The organism is Sphingobium aromaticiconvertens (genome assembly GCF_037154075.1).
Classification (GTDB): domain Bacteria; phylum Pseudomonadota; class Alphaproteobacteria; order Sphingomonadales; family Sphingomonadaceae; genus Sphingobium; species Sphingobium aromaticiconvertens.
This window is the reverse complement of sequence record NZ_JBANRJ010000001.1, coordinates 1369565-1386124: the sequence shown is the minus strand read 5'-3', so window position 1 is coordinate 1386124 and position 16560 is coordinate 1369565. Positions and strand designations below refer to the sequence as shown.

Here is a 16560-nt window from a genome sequence, read left to right as displayed (position 1 = left end):
CCGGTGCTCCAAATCATACCCCACGACATGGGCTTTCGTTCGCTGCAAGGGCTTCATAATTGCGACACCTGCAAGATTCGGCATCCACTGTCAGTCACTTTCACTGCGGACAAAATGCCGCTTTGATATGCCCCCGTATCGACTCCGATTCTGTTATCGTGAATCTGCGGCGTATCGAAGACTGTATGGCCATGGACGACGGTCAGGCCCCAATCGCCTTCGTGGCTAAGGAATGGCTCACGTATCCACATTAAGTCGTGTAGAGCTTGGCTATCGGTTCGTGCATCAGGGTTGATGCCGGCATGAACAAACAGATAGTTTCGCCAAAACAGTCCAGGATGGAGCCCTTCGATGAAGGTCCGATGCGAAGCGGGGAACGTAATCAAAAACCGATCTCGAAATTCCAGCCAGTCAACGTCGGCATCCGTCGCTGGCAGCGTGATGCCATAGCTCTCCATCGCCTCCCGGCCGCCATATCTTAACCACGACGGCCCGTAACGCGTTGGGTCGTCCAGAAAATCGAGCAGCCGATCCTCATGATTCCCCATAAGGAAAACCCGCTCAATCCCGTCATCAATGGGAGAACAGAGTCGTTCGACGACATCTGCGGACTGCGGGCCCCGGTCGATATAGTCACCGAGATAACAGATGGCGGCAGGTCCAAAATCACCGGATGCAACATCACGCCGGATAGCTTCTTCCATTTTGATCAGAAGGTCGAGCCGACCATGGATGTCCCCGATTGCATAGACTGAGGAGCAGGCGTCAGCACGCTCCAGATGGAGATCCCGGACATTCACACGTAATCTCAGCACGGCAGAAGCCTTGGCAAACGGTGGGTTCTCAGCATGCCGGACCGAACAGGGCACGACCCTGGGCGGTCGAGCGCTGGCGAAGCACGTGCAATTCCGCCGCTGGCACCTCTCATGTGTTGTCGATCGTGGTGAGGTCCTCGATCGTGACGATCGGGAAATCATGCTCCAGCGCATAGCCGACAAGTTCCGGCACCCGCGCCATCGTCCCATCCGGATTCATGACTTCGCACAGGACACCTGCGAGCGGACGGCGAGCCCTTCGCATCAAGTCGATCGTGGCTTCGGTATGGCCACGACGGGCGAAGAGACCGTCAGGGTGAGCGCGGAGCGGGAATACATGCCCCGGGCGAGCCAGATGCTCCGGACGCGCGCCGGGAGCAATCGCTGTGCGAATGGTCTGAACGCGATCAGATGCGGAAACCCCGGTCGTCACGCCTTCCCGCGCCTCAATGGAGACGGTGAAGGCCGTTCCGTTGCGCGCCGAATTGGTCGCGACCATCGGCGTAAGGTCGAGCGCATCGACGGTTTCAGTGGTGAGGATCAGGCAGACGATGCCCGATCCGTCGCGGATCATGCGCGCCATCTGCGAGACGGTCAGCGTCTCGGCGGCGAAAATGAGGTCGCCCTCATTCTCACGGGTCTCGTCATCGATTACGATGACGCCTCCACCGGCCGCGATCCGCTCCACCGCTCGGCGCACTCGCTCGCGCGCATCTCCGAACGCGGCCAGCGGTGCGGCCTCAAGAATGTCCTCGATCATGCGGCCGCACTCCGCCCGGCGATATGCCTCGCGAACTGAGCCGCCACGCGTCCCGACCTCGCACCGCGCCGACGCGCCCAATTGTCGGCCTCCTGAACGAGCTCATCGGCATCCATCGTGTCGGCGAGACTGCCGAGGTGCCCGACCACCATCGCGAGATAATCGTCCTGTGCAACATTGTGGAAGCCGAGGCTGAGCCCGAAGCGATCGGCGAGTGATACCTTTTCCTCGGTTGCTTCCCCGGCGCGGATCGCGGTTGATCGCTCGTTCTCGATCATATCCCGGCGCAGCAAATGGCGGCGGTTTGATGTCACCGCCAGCAGAATGTTGGTGGGACAGCCACGGATTCCGCCATCCAGCACAGCCTTGAGACTCTTGTAGGCCGCATCACCATTGACGTGCTCCCCAAAGCTCTACCAGTCATAACTGGAGTCCGGGGTTGGTATGGTGCCCCTCGGGGCGGTGTTGCACAACCCGCCTGGCAGCATCGGCGGGCGTCAGCCCGCCAACACCGCTGTGCGGGCGCACATGGTTGTAGTCGTCGCGCCAGAGCCGCAGCACCGAGCGGGCATGGCCGAGCGACACGAACAGCGTCTCGTTGAGGCATTCGTCACGTAGGCGGCCGTTGAAGCTCTCGACGTAGCCGTTCTGCTGAGGCTTGCCTGGCGCGATGTAGTGCCACTCGATTGGTCGCTCCTGCGTCCATCTCAGGATCGCCAGGCTGGTCAGTTCGGTGCCGTTGTCGCTCACGATCATCAGCGGCGGTACGCCTCTAGCCGCGATAATGGCATCGAGCTCACGAGCGACACGCGCGCCTGACAGCGAGGTATCGACCACCAGCGCTAGCCTCTCTTATTCACGACGCTCGGTTTCGGGCCCGCTCTGGGCATTTGCTGCGGCTGGCTGTATTGCGCGGACGACCGGCATCGCTGGCGTTTGTTTCACCGCATTCGGATTGATGGGCTTTTCGGGTTGAAGGGCTGGGCTCGGAGTTCTGCGGCGCTGCCGCATGGGCTACGTCGGCGCAGGCTTCAGCCGGAGAACGAGGGCGCGGAACAGGTCGGCATCCGGACAGGCGGAAGCGAAGGCAATGCGGATGCGGCTAGCACTTTCTACGACGCGCGCAGCGACCTTGAGCAGCCGCAGGCGCAAGGTGGTAAACTCCGCGCTTGCCAGAGCAGCGGTCCTGGGCATCGCCTGCTGGATGCGCCATAGCAGCCAGTATGCGGCAGTGTGCAGTATCAGGCGCATCTGATTGGCATTGGCCGAGCGGCACGAGGTTCGGTCGCTGGCGAGCTGGGACTTGTGGCGCTTGATCAGGTTCTCGGCCTGACCACGCGCGCAGTAGAGCGTGTCGTAGATGTGCTCGGCCGATCCTGTTGCCAACGAGGTGACGACATAGCGGATGTCCATGCCCAGCGTGCTGGCCTCGATCCGTGCAACGACGCGACGCTGGCACTTCCAGGTCTTTGCCCCATAGCGGGTCTCGGCATAGTTGCGCAGGACGGGACACTGACGCTGGGCGCGCTTGACCGCGCAGGCATCGGCGACCGCAACAATGGCGGGATCGGCGCGCAGCGCTGAATTGGTGGGCAGGCCGAACACGTAATCGACGCGGGCCGCATCGCAGTAGGCCATGACCTCGGGTCGACCATAGTGCCCGTCGCCGCGGATAGTGATGTGGGTATCGGGCCAATTACGGCGCAGGTGACGCACCAGGCGTCGGATGTGCCCCGCCGCCTCCTTTCCAGAAGGCGTCTTGCCTGTGCGCAGCAGCATGGCCACCGGCCTGCCGGTCGCGGTGTCGTAGATATGGATCGGTAGGAAGCAGCGCTCCCCATGATGCCCGTTCCAGAACGAGAGCTGTTGATAGCCATGCACGACGTCGCACGTGTCGTCGATATCCAGCGTGACCGCTGTCGGAGGGGCGGGATAGCTGGCGCAGTAGATGTCGATCATCGCGGCCATCATGCTGGCCAGTTCGCGCGTAGTCGGTGCATTTTCCCACCGGCTCATCGTCGGTTGGCTGGCCAGCCCCGCGCCCGATTCCGGCAGCTTGCCGAGCGCCAGGCGGAAGCCTGGATCGTCGCGCAGAGCATCGAGATCATCGGCATCCTCATAGCCGCACGCAATCGCGAACACACGGGCACGCAGAATGTCATCCAGGCGATGGATCACCCGCGCTGGATCGCGCGGATCGGCAATACAAGCCGCCAGGCGCTGGCAAATCCCCATCGCGCGCTCGGCCTGTGCAAGCAGTAGAACACCGCCATCCGAGGTAAGCCGGCCACCGTCGAACGCAGCTGTGATTTTCTTGCGGCCGACTGCTGGGAATCCAAATGAGCTTGCGATATCATCGTTCATGGCGGGTGTGGCCCGTGGCATTTTCTGCCCTGCGGCAGGTTCGGCTTAGACACCCAGTTCCTAATTCAGATCAGAGGCTTACGCCACTCCCGCCAACCCTTCAGGACACTTTTGGTGAATAAGGCGGGCTAGGCACTCCCGCGTGAAGTCGTCGACCACCGCCAGGATGCGGATGCGCCGACCGCTGATCAGCGTGTCGCTGACGAAGTCGAGGCTCCAGCGCTGGTTCGGACCCTGCGGCAGCGTCATCGGCGCTCGGGTGCCCATCGCTCGCTTGCGGCCACGCCGGCGCCTGACCCGCAGGTTCTCCTCGCGATAGAGCCGCAGCAGCTTCTTGTGGTTCATGACTAGCCCTTCACGGGCCAGCATGATGCCAAGCCGCCGGTAGCCGAAGCGACGACGTTCGGCCGCGATCTCACGCAGCCGCGACCGCAGGTCGCCATCATCACTACGCCGGGGCGCGTAGCGCACCGACGTCCTGTCCACGCCGAAGATGGTACATGCCCGACGCTCGCTGATGCCGAACAGCTGCCGAGCATGCTCAACAGCCTTCCGCTGAGCGGCGGGCTTCACCAGTTTTTTGCCGCGACTTCCTTCAGCACGGCATTGTCGAGCATGGCGTCCGCCAGCAGCCGTTTGAGCCGGCCGTTCTCCTCCTCGAGCACCTTCAGCTTGCGCGCCTGCGACACGTCCATACCGCCGTACTTGGCCTTCCACGCATACAGCGTCGCGCTGCTGATCCCGTGCTTGCGACACACATCGGCCGTCTTCATCCCGGCCTCCTGCTCGCGCAACACCGCGATGATCTGCTCCTCGCTGAACCTGGTCTTCTTCACGTCCGTCTCCTCACGAAGGCGGACTCTAGCTCAAACTGGCAGAGTTTCAGGGGAGCACGTCAGATGTACCAACCGGCAAATGATCCGTAATGCAAAGTGATCAATGCAGCAAGCCGGAAACGCAAGGCTTAGGCCAGGGCAACGATCAAAGCATTCTGCCATGCCATAGAACTTGATCGAGGAGGAATGCCGGGGAGCAACCAGATTGAGGATGGCGTCAAGTTCCCAGAGAAGGGAGACGCGCGGTATACACCCTCTCTTCAGGGTTAGAGTCGGTTATTCCGATAATGCGCGAAAAGCAGGTCAACTTCGTGCGCTGACCGTTGGGGCGGACCATCGACCATTGAATATCCGCCATCCGGCCACGCCCGCGCCGACGCCAAGTACGCCGCTGGCGAGATAGGCGGTCGGCGCGTCGTGCGGCACGAAGAAGCCGCCGGCGACATAGCCGCCGATTACGGCGGTGCGCGTCACCGCACCGTAGATCGCGGCGACCTTGCCATGATCGGCGGGCCGGCTTTCCGATTGGAGCAAGGTTCGCACAGCGACATTGTGGATGCTGTTCGCACCGCCGCCCAGGATGAAGGCAATGGCGACGATCGCGAATCCAATTGGCGCTCCGCTGAGAAGCATTCGTCCCCGCAAAAGTTTACTGCGTTCGCAGGATGCGGATGCTTTTTTCGCAAACACGTCTACGCAAGCTTCGACATCAGGCGGCCGGCGGCGCCTTGCTCAGCGGCGAGGTTGCGGTTGTATGCCAACGCCATGCGTGGGGACTTCCACCTCAGCGCATCCATGATCCCAGCCAGATCCTCGCCGCTGGCGAACAGGTCCTGGTTGAGCCCGATCCGCGTCGAGTGCGCGCTGATGCCCTTGAGCAGTCGAGACAGATCCTCGCCCGTGAGATCAGGCAGCGCGCCAAGATCGAACGCGCGCTGGATGATCGACCGGAAGATCGGCCCGATCGACCCCGGGTGCAGCGCGACGGTGCCGATGTCATATTCGACCCGGGCCTTCACCGCAGGCTTCGAAACCGTCTTGCGCAGATCCCAGGCTTCGCGGCCAGAGATGCTGTCGATCGGCCGACCGCGCACGGCGGCGCGTGCCTTGTAGCGCCGCACCTGCACCCGCCGAAACAAAGGCCCTGCCGTGATCCCGGCCGCTTCGGTCCACGCCACGATCGCCGCCACGGTGCGCGGGCTGAGGTAGGCGGTTGCCCCCTCCCCCTCCTGATCGCCCTTGCTGTGCAGGATCTGCAGCAGCCGCGCCTCGGGATCGATCGCCTCTTCGATATGCTCGATGGCCACGGCTACCAACTCGGACGCACGCAGGCCGGTGTCATAGGCAGCCGACAGCAGCGCCCGATCGCGCAGCCCCGGCAGATCGTTTCCGCAGCACTCGAGCAGCGCCCGGACGTTGAGACCACGCGCCTTATCGCGTTCCACGTCGCGCACCGGCCCCTTGAACCGCAGCGGCCTTGCCTGCTTCTGCGCTGCGCCCTTCTCACGGCGCACCGCTTGCAGCCGCAGCTTGACCAGCGGCGCGGGGGTTGGGTCCTTGAGTTCGAGCAACTGGTGGATCTTGGCGATCGACGCCTTGTAGCGGGATAGCGAGGCTGGGCGGCTCCCCTTGCCTGCCCGCGAGTCGAGATAGTCGGCCACCGTCTCGGCCGTCGCCGGCAGTGCAATCCGGTTGTTGCGCCTACACCACGCATCGAACGCCTCGACGTCGGACTTGAGCGCACGGATGCTATGGGGCGATGAAGCGGCCTGATAGGCGGCGATCAGGCCCTCGTTGACGGTGATGCGCTCGCCGGCGCGCATCTGCACGATCGTCCACGCAAGGTCGGCCGACGCCCTGACGGCCGGCAGGACAGCCTCAGGCGGCGCTACGGCGATTTCTGGCCCTTCCCGGGCGGTTTCGGTGGCCATGATGCGCCTCGTTCCTCAGCGACGCTCGTACCGCACCTTATAAAGAGGGGTCAACTCCGCTTATGTGATAACTTCAATTATCGAGTGTCCAGTCTTAGTTTCTTCTATCCACTTTTCAAATAATTACGGAGGCTCGTTCTCTGATTTAGTTGCAGCTTGGTATATTTTCATTCGAATAAATCCGAACCAAATCTTTTAATCAGTTTTTCCGCGACATTCGCCCGATAGCGCTGCTGACGCAGCTTTGTCGGACTATGGTAGGCGCCAACAGCCTGCCAGTAATCACCCGTCACAGCGAGCCCAGATAGAAATATCCAACGTGCGGCCCGCACATTAAAACACGCATCGTGGATCAACCAATGGCGCACATCCGACCCGCGATGGCGGAGGATTCTGGTGTCCGTCGTCAGAACATTTGGCACACGTCGCGTCGTAAATTAGCGGAGTGCGGGCCTCGTCTTGGGGTTGATGTTAAGCGGCGAGCCTGCGGTGTTGCAAGCGCCGATATTCGATGGTCTTTCGCTTGATCCTTTCGCGCTGTTTGATGATGGCGGGAGCCCTGCCGAGGTAGGCGTCGGCGGGCGTCACGTTGTTCAGGCTCTCGTGGTAACGCTGGTTGTTGTAATGCTCGACGAAGGCCTCGATCTGGGCCTCAAGGTCGCCGGGCAGGAAGTAGTTTTCCAGCAGGATGCGGTTTTTCAGGGTTTGGTGCCAGCGCTCGATCTTGCCTTGGGTCTGGGGGTGCATCGGAGCGCCGCGTACATGGCTCATCTTCTGGGCATCGATGTATTCCGCCAGTTCGCCCGCGATGTAGCTGGGGCCGTTATCGCTGAGCAGCCTGGGCTTGTGCAGCACGGTGGCGCTGTCGCAGCCGGAAGCCTTAAGGGCCAGGTCCAGCGTGTCGGTGACATCCTCGGCGCGCATGTTGGTGCACAGTTTCCAGGCGATAATGTAGCGCGAGAAGTCGTCGAGCACGGTCGACAGGTACATCCAGCCCCACCCGATGATCTTGAAGTAGGTAAAATCGGTCTGCCACATCTCGTTCGGACGCGTGGTCTGGGTATGGAAGCGATCGGCGGCCTTGATCACCACATAGGCCGGACTGGTAATCAGATCGTGGGCCTTCAACAGGCGGTAAACGGTGGCCTCCGACACGAAGTAGCGCTTCTCGTCGGTGAAGCGCACCGCCAGTTCGCGCGGTGACAGCTCGCTGTAATCCAGCGCCATCTCGACGATCTGGCCCTGGATATCGTCGCCGATGCGGTTCCACACCCGACTCGGCGCCGATGGCCGATCTTCCAGCGCCTCCGGCCCGCCTTCGACGAAGCGATCGTACCAGCGGTAGAACGTCCGGCGGGGGATGCCGAGTTTGTCCAGCGTGTGCTTGGCGGGCAGGTGCGACTGCTCGACGATCCGGATGATCTCGAGCTTTTCGGATGCGGGATACCTCATTCGTCGTCGCCCCCATCCGCGATCATGCTTTTTTTAAGCAGGCGGTTTTCCAGCGTCAGGTCGGCCACGCATTCCTTCAGGGCACGGGCCTCGCGGCGCAGATCCTGCACCTCGCCAGTGGTCGCAGCACGGGCGGTGTCACCGGCCAGGCGCCGCTTGCCCGCTTCCATGAACTCCTTCGACCAGGTGTAATACAGGCTTTGGGCAATGCCTTCCTTGCGGCACAACTCGGCGATGCTGTCCTCGCCGCGCAGACCGTCCAGCACAATACGGATCTTGTCTTCGGCTGAGAAATGGCGCCGGGTCTGCCGCCGGATATCCTTCACAACACGCTCAGCAGGGGCCTTTGTCGGCGAATTTTTCAAGGAGGGTTTGGGCTTCATCTTCGTTCCTTCGTCACTACGACGAAGCCCAAACCCTCCTTAATTTACAACCTCAAATCTGTGCCATTGGTGCTGACGGCGGACAGCAGGCGTCGGCGCCTTTCTGGCAGCTATCCCGCAATTGACGCTCTTTTTAACAATCGGCGGCGCGGCCTTTCTGGGCTGGTATGGCTTCAAAGCGTTGCGACGCATGGCCGCACCGGAGATTATGGCAGTAGATTCAAACGGCAGCATCAGCCTTGGCGGGGCGATTGCTGCGACGGCTGGCTTCACCTTTCTCAATCCGCACGTCTATCTTGATACCGTCTTGCTGATGGGCGCGGCAGGGTCGGCTCAGCCTGCCGCCCTGCGGCCGATCTTTGTCGCAGGGGCCGTTTCAGCCAGTTTCACATGGTTCGCTGCGCTGGGCTATGGTGCCCGTTTGCTTGTGCCGCTGTTCGCCCGCCCCACGGCCTAGCGCGTGCTGGATGCCATCGTCGGGATCACCATGCTTTCCCTTGCGGCATCGTTGCTGATGCGCACTTTCGGTTGACGGGTCCCGCCATGTATCGGCCTCCCGCCTTCCGCGAAGATCGCATCGAAATCCTCCATCAAGCGATCGTCGCCTATCCGCTCGCCATGCTCGTGACATCGGGCGCTTGTGGTATCAGCGCCAACCTCATTCCTTTCACGCTGCATTCCGACGCTGGCGAAAGAGGGGTGCTGCAAGCCCATATGGCGAAGGCAAATTCGCAGCTTGCGGACCTTCGCGCGGGCGCGGAAGCGCTGGTGATCTTTCAGGGACCACAGGCCTATGTCTCACCGTCCTGGTATCCCACCAAGCGGCTGCATGGCAAAGTCGTTCCAACTTGGAATTATGTCATGGTGCAGGCAAGAGGGCGGCCGGTCATCATTGACGACCCCGACTGGCTCAGGATGCAGATCGATGCTCTGACCGGGCAGCAGGAGCAATATCAACCCGAGCCATGGTCCGTCGCCGATGCGCCAGCATCCTATATTGAGGGCCAGTTGAAAGGCATCACTGGCATCGAAATCGCGATCGAACGGATTGAGGGTAAGTGGAAGGCCAGCCAGAACCACCCAGCCGCCAACAAGGCCGGTGTGGTTGATAGATTGATGGCCCTGAACCCGCTCTCGCCGATGGCTTTGATCATGCGCAGCCTTGCCGATAGCAGGGCATGAAAACCATGCTGTTCGAAGCGGATTACGTCGAATGACACATAGTGCTCATGCGCCTTGATCCTATCATTATCCTCTTATCGTCAGGAATGCTGCATGACACGCTGGCCGCTTATCTCTTCCGCCTTCCTACTCGCCGCGGTGATGGTCGCGCGTGGAGACGCCGTGCCAACAAAGAAGTCGGCCTGGAATGGCACCGCAGCAGCCGCCTATCTGGACAATCGCCTCACCTGGTGGCGTCAATGGCCCAAGGCTGAGCGGGATCACGGCACCCGCTGTGTATCCTGCCACACGTCGTTGCCGCATGTTCTCGCCATGCCATCGCTACGAAGCCAGTCAGGCAAGCAGAGGCAAAGCGTCGATGAGATGGGAATGTTCGATGAGGTGGTTATACCAATGTGCATTGATTAGAACCCATGTGCCCATTGACGTAGTCCCAGGGACATGATGCGCCAAGGCTGTTCTGCGAGCTTGTTCCAGGCGTAGCAGCAGTGATCGACGATATCGTCGTAAGAATTGAAGATGCGGTTTGAGAGCCAGTTGTCTCGCATAAATTGCCAGACATTCTCGACCGGGTTCAACTCAGGGCATCTGGGCGGCAGCGGCATCAGAGTGATGTTGGGCGGAACGACGAGTTCTGCAGAGCCGTGCCATCCGGCTTGATCGAGAAGCAACACGGCATGAGCACCGGGCGCGACATGGAAGGCAATTTCGTCAAGGTGCATACTCATTGCCTCACTGTTGCACCTGGGCATGACGATGCCTGCTGCTTTGCCTTCTGCGGGGCAAATCGCCCCAAAGAGCCAGGCCGATGATCGCCGTTGGTCTTTTGGCGCTGAGGGTCTGGTGCCGCGCTTTGCCCAGCGCCGGGTGAGCTTGGTCTGCTGACCGATGCGGGCTTCATCTTGCCACCATAATTCTAGGGGCGTGCCTTTCGGGAGGCCTCGTTTGATTTGCTCCAGACAGGCAGCGAACTCTTTTTAAAAATGGCGATATCATCGGGTTTCTGGCCACGGTGGCGGGGCCGCGCCGTGATCTTGCGATACCCCAGCGCGCGAAGCTCTCTTCCAAGCGTGTGACGCGTGACCGACAATTGGAACTCGTCCCGGATCCACTGCGCCAGATCGCATAGACGCCAGCGCACGACACCATGCGCCGCCGGGATAGGCCCTGTCTCGACGATTTCGGCAAGCTTGGCGCGCTGTTCGTCGTTCAGGATCGACGTCCGTCCGGGGGCCTTGCGCGTTGCCAGACCGTCAGGGCCGCCCTCATTGAACCGCACGACCCAGTCGCGCACGATTTGCAGCGTCACCCCGGCAAACTTCGCTGCATCGCTACGGTTCCCGCCGTCCAGGATCAGAGCCACCGCCAATAAACGACGCACCTGGTCCCCATCACCGCATCGTCGGGCAAAGCCACGCAAATCCGTTGATGTGTAGTCAGTTCGAACCCCAATCGCCGCCGCCATCGCAAGCCTCCTTGTGCCTGCAATGTCGAATCATAATTTCAGCCTCTTGGGAATCTCAAACGTGAGTCAGAACCAGCGCCCCTTGGTATTAAGCGCGTCTATCTCTGGGATGAAGTCGAACCCTTCTATCCCGACCAGACGCGCGGCGTGCCTAAATCTGCGGAATCTCGCGGCGTCGAAGCCGTTCTTAACGCGCTGATACTGGCGACGCGGGATCAGGAACGCGGCCACCTTGGACCCGACACGCTACAGGCCTTCGCCAACATGTGGGGCGTGCAGATGAAAGCGGGCGACCAGAAGGGCGGCTTTACCTGGCTCAACTTCCGGCTGGAACCCTTCGAATCCCCGACCGCGACCTATTGGGGGGCGACGTTGGCCGCGCTGGCTGTCGCGCGTGCGCCGGACGGGTACGCCGCCGATCCGGCGGTTGCTCCGCAGATTGATGCACTGCGCGCCTATTTACGAACCGGTACGGGCGGGTCGCTCTATTCCCGCGCACTCATCCTGTGGGCTGACAGCCAGCTTGGCGGCATATTAGCCGCATATGAGCGGAACAGCATCATTTCGGAACTGGTCGCTTGCCAGCAAGCAGACGGCGGATGGAATTTACCAAGCCTGTCGACCTGGCAGAGGACCGACGGCTCCAGCCTGCCGCAGGAGAGCGACGGATATGCCACCGCGATTGTTGCGGTCGTTCTGCGTGAAGGGGGAGGACCGACCAGCGCGGTGGCGCTCAAACGGGCCCAGGCTTGGCTGGCTGCTCATCAGGACAAGGACGGCTCTGTCACGGCGAAGTCGATCAACAAAGATCGCAAGCCTGAGACGGACGCCTATCTCTTCATGACCGACGAAGCGACCGGCATGGCTGCGCTTGCCATGCGCCGTTAGAGATTGGCAGGCATAGGTCGACCCAAATCGGACGTCCATGCACAATTTTGCTGATCCTAACTGCTAACCGTCAGCTATTCGAAGTACGGCTATTCCGGCCAGGGCTAGATCAGCTTATCAAGCGTTAGGGGCAGATCGCGCACGCGCTTGCCGGTTGCGTTGAAGACGGCGTTGGCGATGGCGGCCGCGACGCCGGTCGTCCCGATCTCGCCTATCCCGCGCGCGCCGAGCGGCGTGCGGGGATCGGGTATGTCGGTCCACAGCACCTCAATGTCGGGCACGTCCAGATGCACCGGCACATGATAGTCGGCCAGTGACGTGCTCATAATGCGGCCGGTACGCTCGTCGAGCAGCGTCTCTTCAGTGAGGGCCATGCCGAGCCCCATGATCATGCCGCCCTTGAACTGGCTGCTCGCCGTCTTGGCATTGAGGATGCGGCCGCAGTCAAAGGCACCGACAAGACGGTCCACGCGAATTTCGCCCGTGACCTCGCTGACGCGCAACTCACAGAAGTTCGCCGACGTGCTGTGCATCGAATATTTCATGATCTCCAGCGGCGCGCCGCTTTCGCCGACCACGCTCAGATCGCTCCGATTGGCGCGGCGAAGGATGGAGGCAAAGCTTTCCTGGCGAGCGTGATCCCCGACGCTGCGGACCCCGCCGTCGGAGAACTCGACCTCGCTCGGCTTGAGCCCGGCCAGCGGCGTGTCATTGCCCGCCATGCGCATGAGTTCGGCCACGAGCTTGGCGCTCGCCGCGCTGATCGCCGCGGCCAATGAGGCGGTCTGAGACGACCCGCCGGCAAAGCTTGCGAACGGCAGACTCGAATCCCCGATCGTCACCGTGACGCGATCAAGCGGAAGGCCTAGCCGATCGGCGGCATGCTGGCGCTGCACCGTCGCCGTGCCCATGCCCATTTCGTGCGCGGCGCTGGAGACTTGGGCATTGCCACTGGCGTCAATGGTTATGCGCACGGACGTGCCGGGCATGCGCATGAACGGAAAGGTGCCACTGGCGCAGCCCATGCCGATCAGCCACTCGCCCTCGCGCCGCGCGCTTGGCTCCGCCAAACGACGATTCCAGCCGATGCGTGTCGCGCCGAGGTCATAAGCCTCCATCATCGCGCTCTGCGAATGCGGCGCGCCGCTAACCGGATCGCGGGTGGCCACGTTGCGCCGGCGCAACTCTATGGGGTCCATGCCGATGGCATGCGCGAGTTCATCCATAGCGCATTCGATCGCAAAGGTGCCGGGCGTCTCGCCGGGCCCGCGCATGAAGCTGTTTGCCAGCAGGTCAAGGTCGACATAATGCTGGACGATATCGAAGCTCTCGCTGGCGTAGAGCGAGCGGCCGGTAAGGGTGAAGGCTTCATCGCAGATACTGTGCAGCGGCCTGACGCCATAGCCATGGTGCAATAGCGCATTGAGCTTGCCGTCCGCATTCGCGGCCAGCGCTACCCGCTGCTCTGTTTGCATGCGACCACCGATCAGCCGGTGCATGCTGGCGCGTGAGAGGGCGACGCGCACAGGCCGGTCAGCGAGCTTCGCCGCCGCCGCGCCCAATATCTGGTGATCCCACAGACCTTTCGCGCCAAAGCCTCCGCCCACATAGGGCGAGCTTACCTGGACATCACCGGCGTTCAGCCCGAATATTTTCGCGAGCGACCCGGCGGTCCCATGGATCATTTGGGTCGCGTCGTGAACGATCAGCTTGCCGTCCCGCCAGACGATCGTCGCGGCATGCGGCTCGATCGGATTATGGCTCTCCCAAGGCGTCGTATAGACCGTGTCGATCTTGAAGGCGGCCTCGGCGAACTTTCGGCTTGGGCCGCCCTTTTTGAGACGGTTGCGTTCGACCAGCATGGACTCCGGCGTATAGGCGCTGGCCTTCCCTTCCTCGAATCGCGTGCGTCCCTGTGCGGCGTCATAGCGCAAGCGGACCAAGGTGGCCGCGTGATCTGCCTGCTCGCGCGTTTCAGCCAACACCACCGCCACGACCTGTCCGTTCCAGCGTATCTCGGGATCCTGCATGATTGGCAATGTATGATTGCCCGCAGCCTTGAGGTTGGTCATGCCGATCGGCGGCGGAACGCTCATCTTGGGCGCATTGCGATAGGTCATGACCAGCGCGACGCCAGGTGCTGCCTCGGCTGCCGATACATCGATATCGGCGATGCGGCCCCGAGCGATCGTGGAATGGACGAAGGCGGCGTAGAGCAGATTTTCCATCGCCACTTCGGCGGCGAACTGCGCCGCCCCGCGCACCTTGTCGGGTCCGTCGACCCGCGACTGCTGCTCGCCGAGCGACACGCGCTTATCGATCAGCGGATCGGGCGTGCCGCCGGGTAGCCAGCTTTCGGGCACATGGCCGATAACGGCGCGTACACCGCCCACGATGGCATTTTGTAGCTTGGTCATGCGTGCGCTCCTGAAAGAGAGGTCAGGACGGCGACCACCGTGCGTTCGACGAGGCGGATCTTGAAATCGTTGCCGGATAGCGCTCGCGCGCCGACAAGCTCTTTGCGGATCGCGGCAAGGAAAGCCTCGGGGGTCGGCGCGACCCCGACCAGCGCCGCCTCTGCCTTCGTCGCTCGCCAGGGTTTGGCGGCGACGCCGCCGAGCGCAAGGCGGGCGTCGGAGATGCGCCCGTCGGCGAGCGCCAGGCCGCCCGCGACGGAGATCAGCGCGAAGGCGTAGCTGGAGCGATCGCGGACCTTGCGATATTCGGCGTGGGTCACCGCGTCCGACGGCGGCGGCAGTTCGACGGCGGTGATCATTTCGCCCGGTTTCAGCACGGTCTCTACATGCGGCGCGGCATCGGGCAGGACATGAAAGTCTGTCAACGGCACCGACCGTTCACCCGCTGGGCCGGAAAGATGGACCAAGGCATCGAGCATGGCGAGCGCCACGCACATGTCGGAAGGATGTGTCGCGACGCACTGGTCCGACGCGCCCAAAATGGCATGATAGCGGTTGAAGCCGTCGAGCGCGTCGCATCCGGTGCCCGGCTGCCGCTTGTTGCAGCGCGCGCCGTCGACATCGTAGAAATACATGCAGCGCGTACGCTGGAGGATATTGCCGCCGGTCGTGGCCATGTTGCGCACCTGCGCAGAGGCGCCGGCGAGCAACGCGCGCGCAAGCACCGGGTAGCGGCAGCGCACGAGCGGATGGGCAGCAACGGCGGCGTTCTTGACCGACGCGTCGATCAGCAGCCCGCCGCGGTCGGTTTCACGGATGGTGCCATCCAAGAGGCTTACGTCCACCAAGTTGCTCGCCTGTTCGACATTCTGCCGCAGAAGATCGACGAGGTTGGTCCCGCCGCCCAAAAACCGTGCGCCACTCTCAACGCGGGCAAGAGCGTCGGCCCGATCCGCCGCACGGACATAGGTCAAGGGCGTCATGCCGCCGTCTCCGCCAGCATGGCCTCGATCGCCTCGACGATCCCGTTATGCGCGCCGCAGCGACAGAGATTGCCGCTCATACGCTCGCGGATCTCTGCGCGCGTCACAACTTGCTTCCCTGCAGCGATATCGAGGGTCACATAGCTCGGGTCGCCCCGACGTAATTCCTCCGCCATGGCAATCGCCGAGCAGATTTGGCCGGGGGTGCAATAGCCGCATTGTAGCCCGTCATGCTCGACAAAGGCCTGCTGCAACATGTGCAGATCGCCGGCATCGCCGGTGATGCCCTCGATTGTCAAAACGTCGCTCCCATCCGCCTGCGCGGCCAGCGTGAGGCAGGATAGGACGCGATTGCCATTAATGAGAACCGTGCACGCGCCGCAGGCGCCTTGGTCGCATCCCTTCTTGGTGCCGGTGAGGTGAAGGTGCTCGCGCAGCAAATCGAGCAGCGACACCCGGGCGTCCTCGGGCAATGAGACTTCCGCGCCGTTTACCCGTATCGCCATGACGTCTCTCCTCAAGCTCGTGCGCCGCCTGACCTCCAGCACCAGATCAAGATACAACGAGATTCGAATTATTCAACTGTCGTTGTAGACGATCTTGGTAATCATTGCGATGAACTGATCACGCTCGTGCGGCGACAGTCGGGAAAGCATGAGCAGATACATTTGCCGATAGGCGTTGACCTGGGCCTCGGCATAGGCCGCGCCGGCCTCGGACAGTGTGAGGGCAACGGCGCGACGGTCGGCTTCGATGCGCTCTCGCTTCAGGAAGCCGCGCCTCACCAGCCGGTCGGTCGCGGAGGACAAGGTGGTTGTGGGCGCGGCGAGGAAGCGCGCGACGTCAGTCGGGCCACAACCGGCATGTTCTGCAACATAGAGCAACACGGCCTTGTCCAACTCGGCGAGCGGCCGCTCGGACCGCAGGGCGTCGGCAAGCTTGTATCTTCTTGCAAAGGTTTCGAACGCAGTGCCGAGCACTGCGAGTTGTTCTTCGGTCGGATCGCTCATTGCACCCGCATATCGCGTCAATGCCTCAGTTGGCCAGCCCTGCCTGCGCCGGAAGACCGAGATGGATAGACGCA

General features: G+C 62.1%; 14 protein-coding genes and 4 pseudogenes. 4 read left to right on the top strand and 14 right to left on the bottom strand.

Annotated features, from left to right (window positions below; genetic code table 11):
- Positions 1 to 53: 53 nt before the first annotated feature.
- The 9 genes and pseudogenes from WFR25_RS06605 to WFR25_RS06565 form a co-directional block, all read right to left on the bottom strand.
- The gene (locus WFR25_RS06605) at positions 54 to 815 is read right to left on the bottom strand and encodes a metallophosphoesterase family protein (RefSeq protein WP_336969661.1); all 762 of its coding nucleotides are present in this window, start codon (positions 813 to 815) and stop codon (positions 54 to 56) included.
- Between the two features lie 109 nt (positions 816 to 924).
- Positions 925 to 1575, bottom strand: coding sequence for a 3,4-dihydroxy-2-butanone-4-phosphate synthase (gene ribB, locus WFR25_RS06600; protein WP_336969659.1), 651 nt, complete (start codon positions 1573 to 1575; stop codon positions 925 to 927).
- Positions 1572 to 1958, bottom strand: a pseudogene (locus WFR25_RS06595) (DUF815 domain-containing protein); the annotation flags it as partial. The pseudogene WFR25_RS06595 and the gene ribB, both read right to left, overlap by 4 nt.
- 37 nt (positions 1959 to 1995) lie before the next feature.
- Positions 1996 to 2427: pseudogene (locus tag WFR25_RS06590) on the bottom strand (integrase core domain-containing protein); the annotation flags it as partial.
- Positions 2428 to 2589: 162 nt separating this feature from the next.
- Positions 2590 to 3939 carry an IS1380-like element ISSp1 family transposase gene (locus tag WFR25_RS06585; protein WP_013039775.1) on the bottom strand — a complete coding sequence of 450 codons (1350 nt, stop codon included), beginning with the start codon at positions 3937 to 3939 and terminating at the stop codon, positions 2590 to 2592.
- 126 nt (positions 3940 to 4065) lie between these two features.
- A pseudogene (locus WFR25_RS06580) lies at positions 4066 to 4775 on the bottom strand (IS3 family transposase); the annotation flags it as partial.
- A 303-nt stretch (positions 4776 to 5078) separates the two neighbouring features.
- Positions 5079 to 5408: an MFS transporter gene (locus WFR25_RS06575; protein ID WP_336969657.1), complete on the bottom strand. Its 330-nt coding sequence runs from the start codon at positions 5406 to 5408 to the stop codon at positions 5079 to 5081.
- A gap of 59 nt (positions 5409 to 5467) precedes the next feature.
- Entirely contained in the window at positions 5468 to 6706 is a 1239-nt protein-coding gene (locus WFR25_RS06570) for an integrase (RefSeq protein ID WP_336969655.1), read from the bottom strand.
- Between the two features lie 471 nt (positions 6707 to 7177).
- Positions 7178 to 8541, bottom strand: a protein-coding gene (locus tag WFR25_RS06565; protein ID WP_336967452.1) for an IS3 family transposase whose coding sequence is annotated in 2 segments (ribosomal slippage) — positions 7178 to 8191 and positions 8194 to 8541 — 1362 coding nt in all. Because the reading frame shifts where the segments join, the coding sequence is not laid out codon by codon here.
- A gap of 97 nt (positions 8542 to 8638) precedes the next feature.
- On the opposite strand from WFR25_RS06565, the pseudogene WFR25_RS06560 reads away from it, so the two are divergent.
- The 3 genes and pseudogenes from WFR25_RS06560 to WFR25_RS06550 form a co-directional block, all read left to right on the top strand.
- A pseudogene (locus WFR25_RS06560) lies at positions 8639 to 8998 on the top strand (LysE/ArgO family amino acid transporter); the annotation flags it as partial.
- Between the two features lie 86 nt (positions 8999 to 9084).
- Positions 9085 to 9723 carry an FMN-binding negative transcriptional regulator gene (locus WFR25_RS06555; RefSeq protein WP_333974815.1) on the top strand — a complete coding sequence of 213 codons (639 nt, stop codon included), beginning with the start codon at positions 9085 to 9087 and terminating at the stop codon, positions 9721 to 9723.
- Between the two features lie 93 nt (positions 9724 to 9816).
- Positions 9817 to 10131: a hypothetical protein gene (locus WFR25_RS06550; protein ID WP_336969654.1), complete on the top strand. Its 315-nt coding sequence runs from the start codon at positions 9817 to 9819 to the stop codon at positions 10129 to 10131.
- Here the strand turns inward: WFR25_RS06550 and WFR25_RS06545 are convergent.
- A protein-coding gene (locus tag WFR25_RS06545) for an IS630 family transposase (protein ID WP_419723124.1) occupies positions 10128 to 11188 on the bottom strand; the annotation gives its coding sequence in 2 pieces (ribosomal slippage) (positions 10128 to 10667 and positions 10670 to 11188; 1059 coding nt in all). The genes WFR25_RS06550 and WFR25_RS06545 overlap by 4 nt on opposite strands.
- Positions 11189 to 11335: 147 nt before the next feature.
- On the opposite strand from WFR25_RS06545, the gene WFR25_RS06540 reads away from it, so the two are divergent.
- Complete coding sequence (locus WFR25_RS06540; protein WP_336969653.1) at positions 11336 to 12076, top strand: prenyltransferase/squalene oxidase repeat-containing protein; 741 nt, start codon at positions 11336 to 11338, stop codon at positions 12074 to 12076.
- A 104-nt stretch (positions 12077 to 12180) separates the two neighbouring features.
- Here the strand turns inward: WFR25_RS06540 and WFR25_RS06535 are convergent, their stop codons facing one another.
- The 4 genes from WFR25_RS06535 to WFR25_RS06520 all read right to left on the bottom strand — a co-directional run bounded on the left by WFR25_RS06535 (position 12181) and on the right by WFR25_RS06520 (position 16486).
- On the bottom strand, positions 12181 to 14493 hold the full coding sequence (locus WFR25_RS06535) for a xanthine dehydrogenase family protein molybdopterin-binding subunit (RefSeq protein WP_333974819.1): 2313 nt from the start codon (positions 14491 to 14493) through the stop codon (positions 12181 to 12183).
- Positions 14490 to 15476 (bottom strand): FAD binding domain-containing protein, encoded by a 987-nt coding sequence (locus WFR25_RS06530; protein ID WP_333974820.1) that lies wholly within the window; start codon positions 15474 to 15476, stop codon positions 14490 to 14492. The genes WFR25_RS06535 and WFR25_RS06530 overlap by 4 nt, the downstream gene beginning before the upstream one ends.
- Positions 15473 to 15982 carry a 2Fe-2S iron-sulfur cluster-binding protein gene (locus WFR25_RS06525; protein WP_333974822.1) on the bottom strand — a complete coding sequence of 170 codons (510 nt, stop codon included), beginning with the start codon at positions 15980 to 15982 and terminating at the stop codon, positions 15473 to 15475. Before WFR25_RS06525 ends, WFR25_RS06530 begins: the two co-directional genes overlap by 4 nt.
- Before the next feature lie 72 nt (positions 15983 to 16054).
- Positions 16055 to 16486, bottom strand: coding sequence for a MarR family winged helix-turn-helix transcriptional regulator (locus tag WFR25_RS06520; protein WP_333974823.1), 432 nt, complete (start codon positions 16484 to 16486; stop codon positions 16055 to 16057).
- Positions 16487 to 16560: the final 74 nt, after the last annotated feature.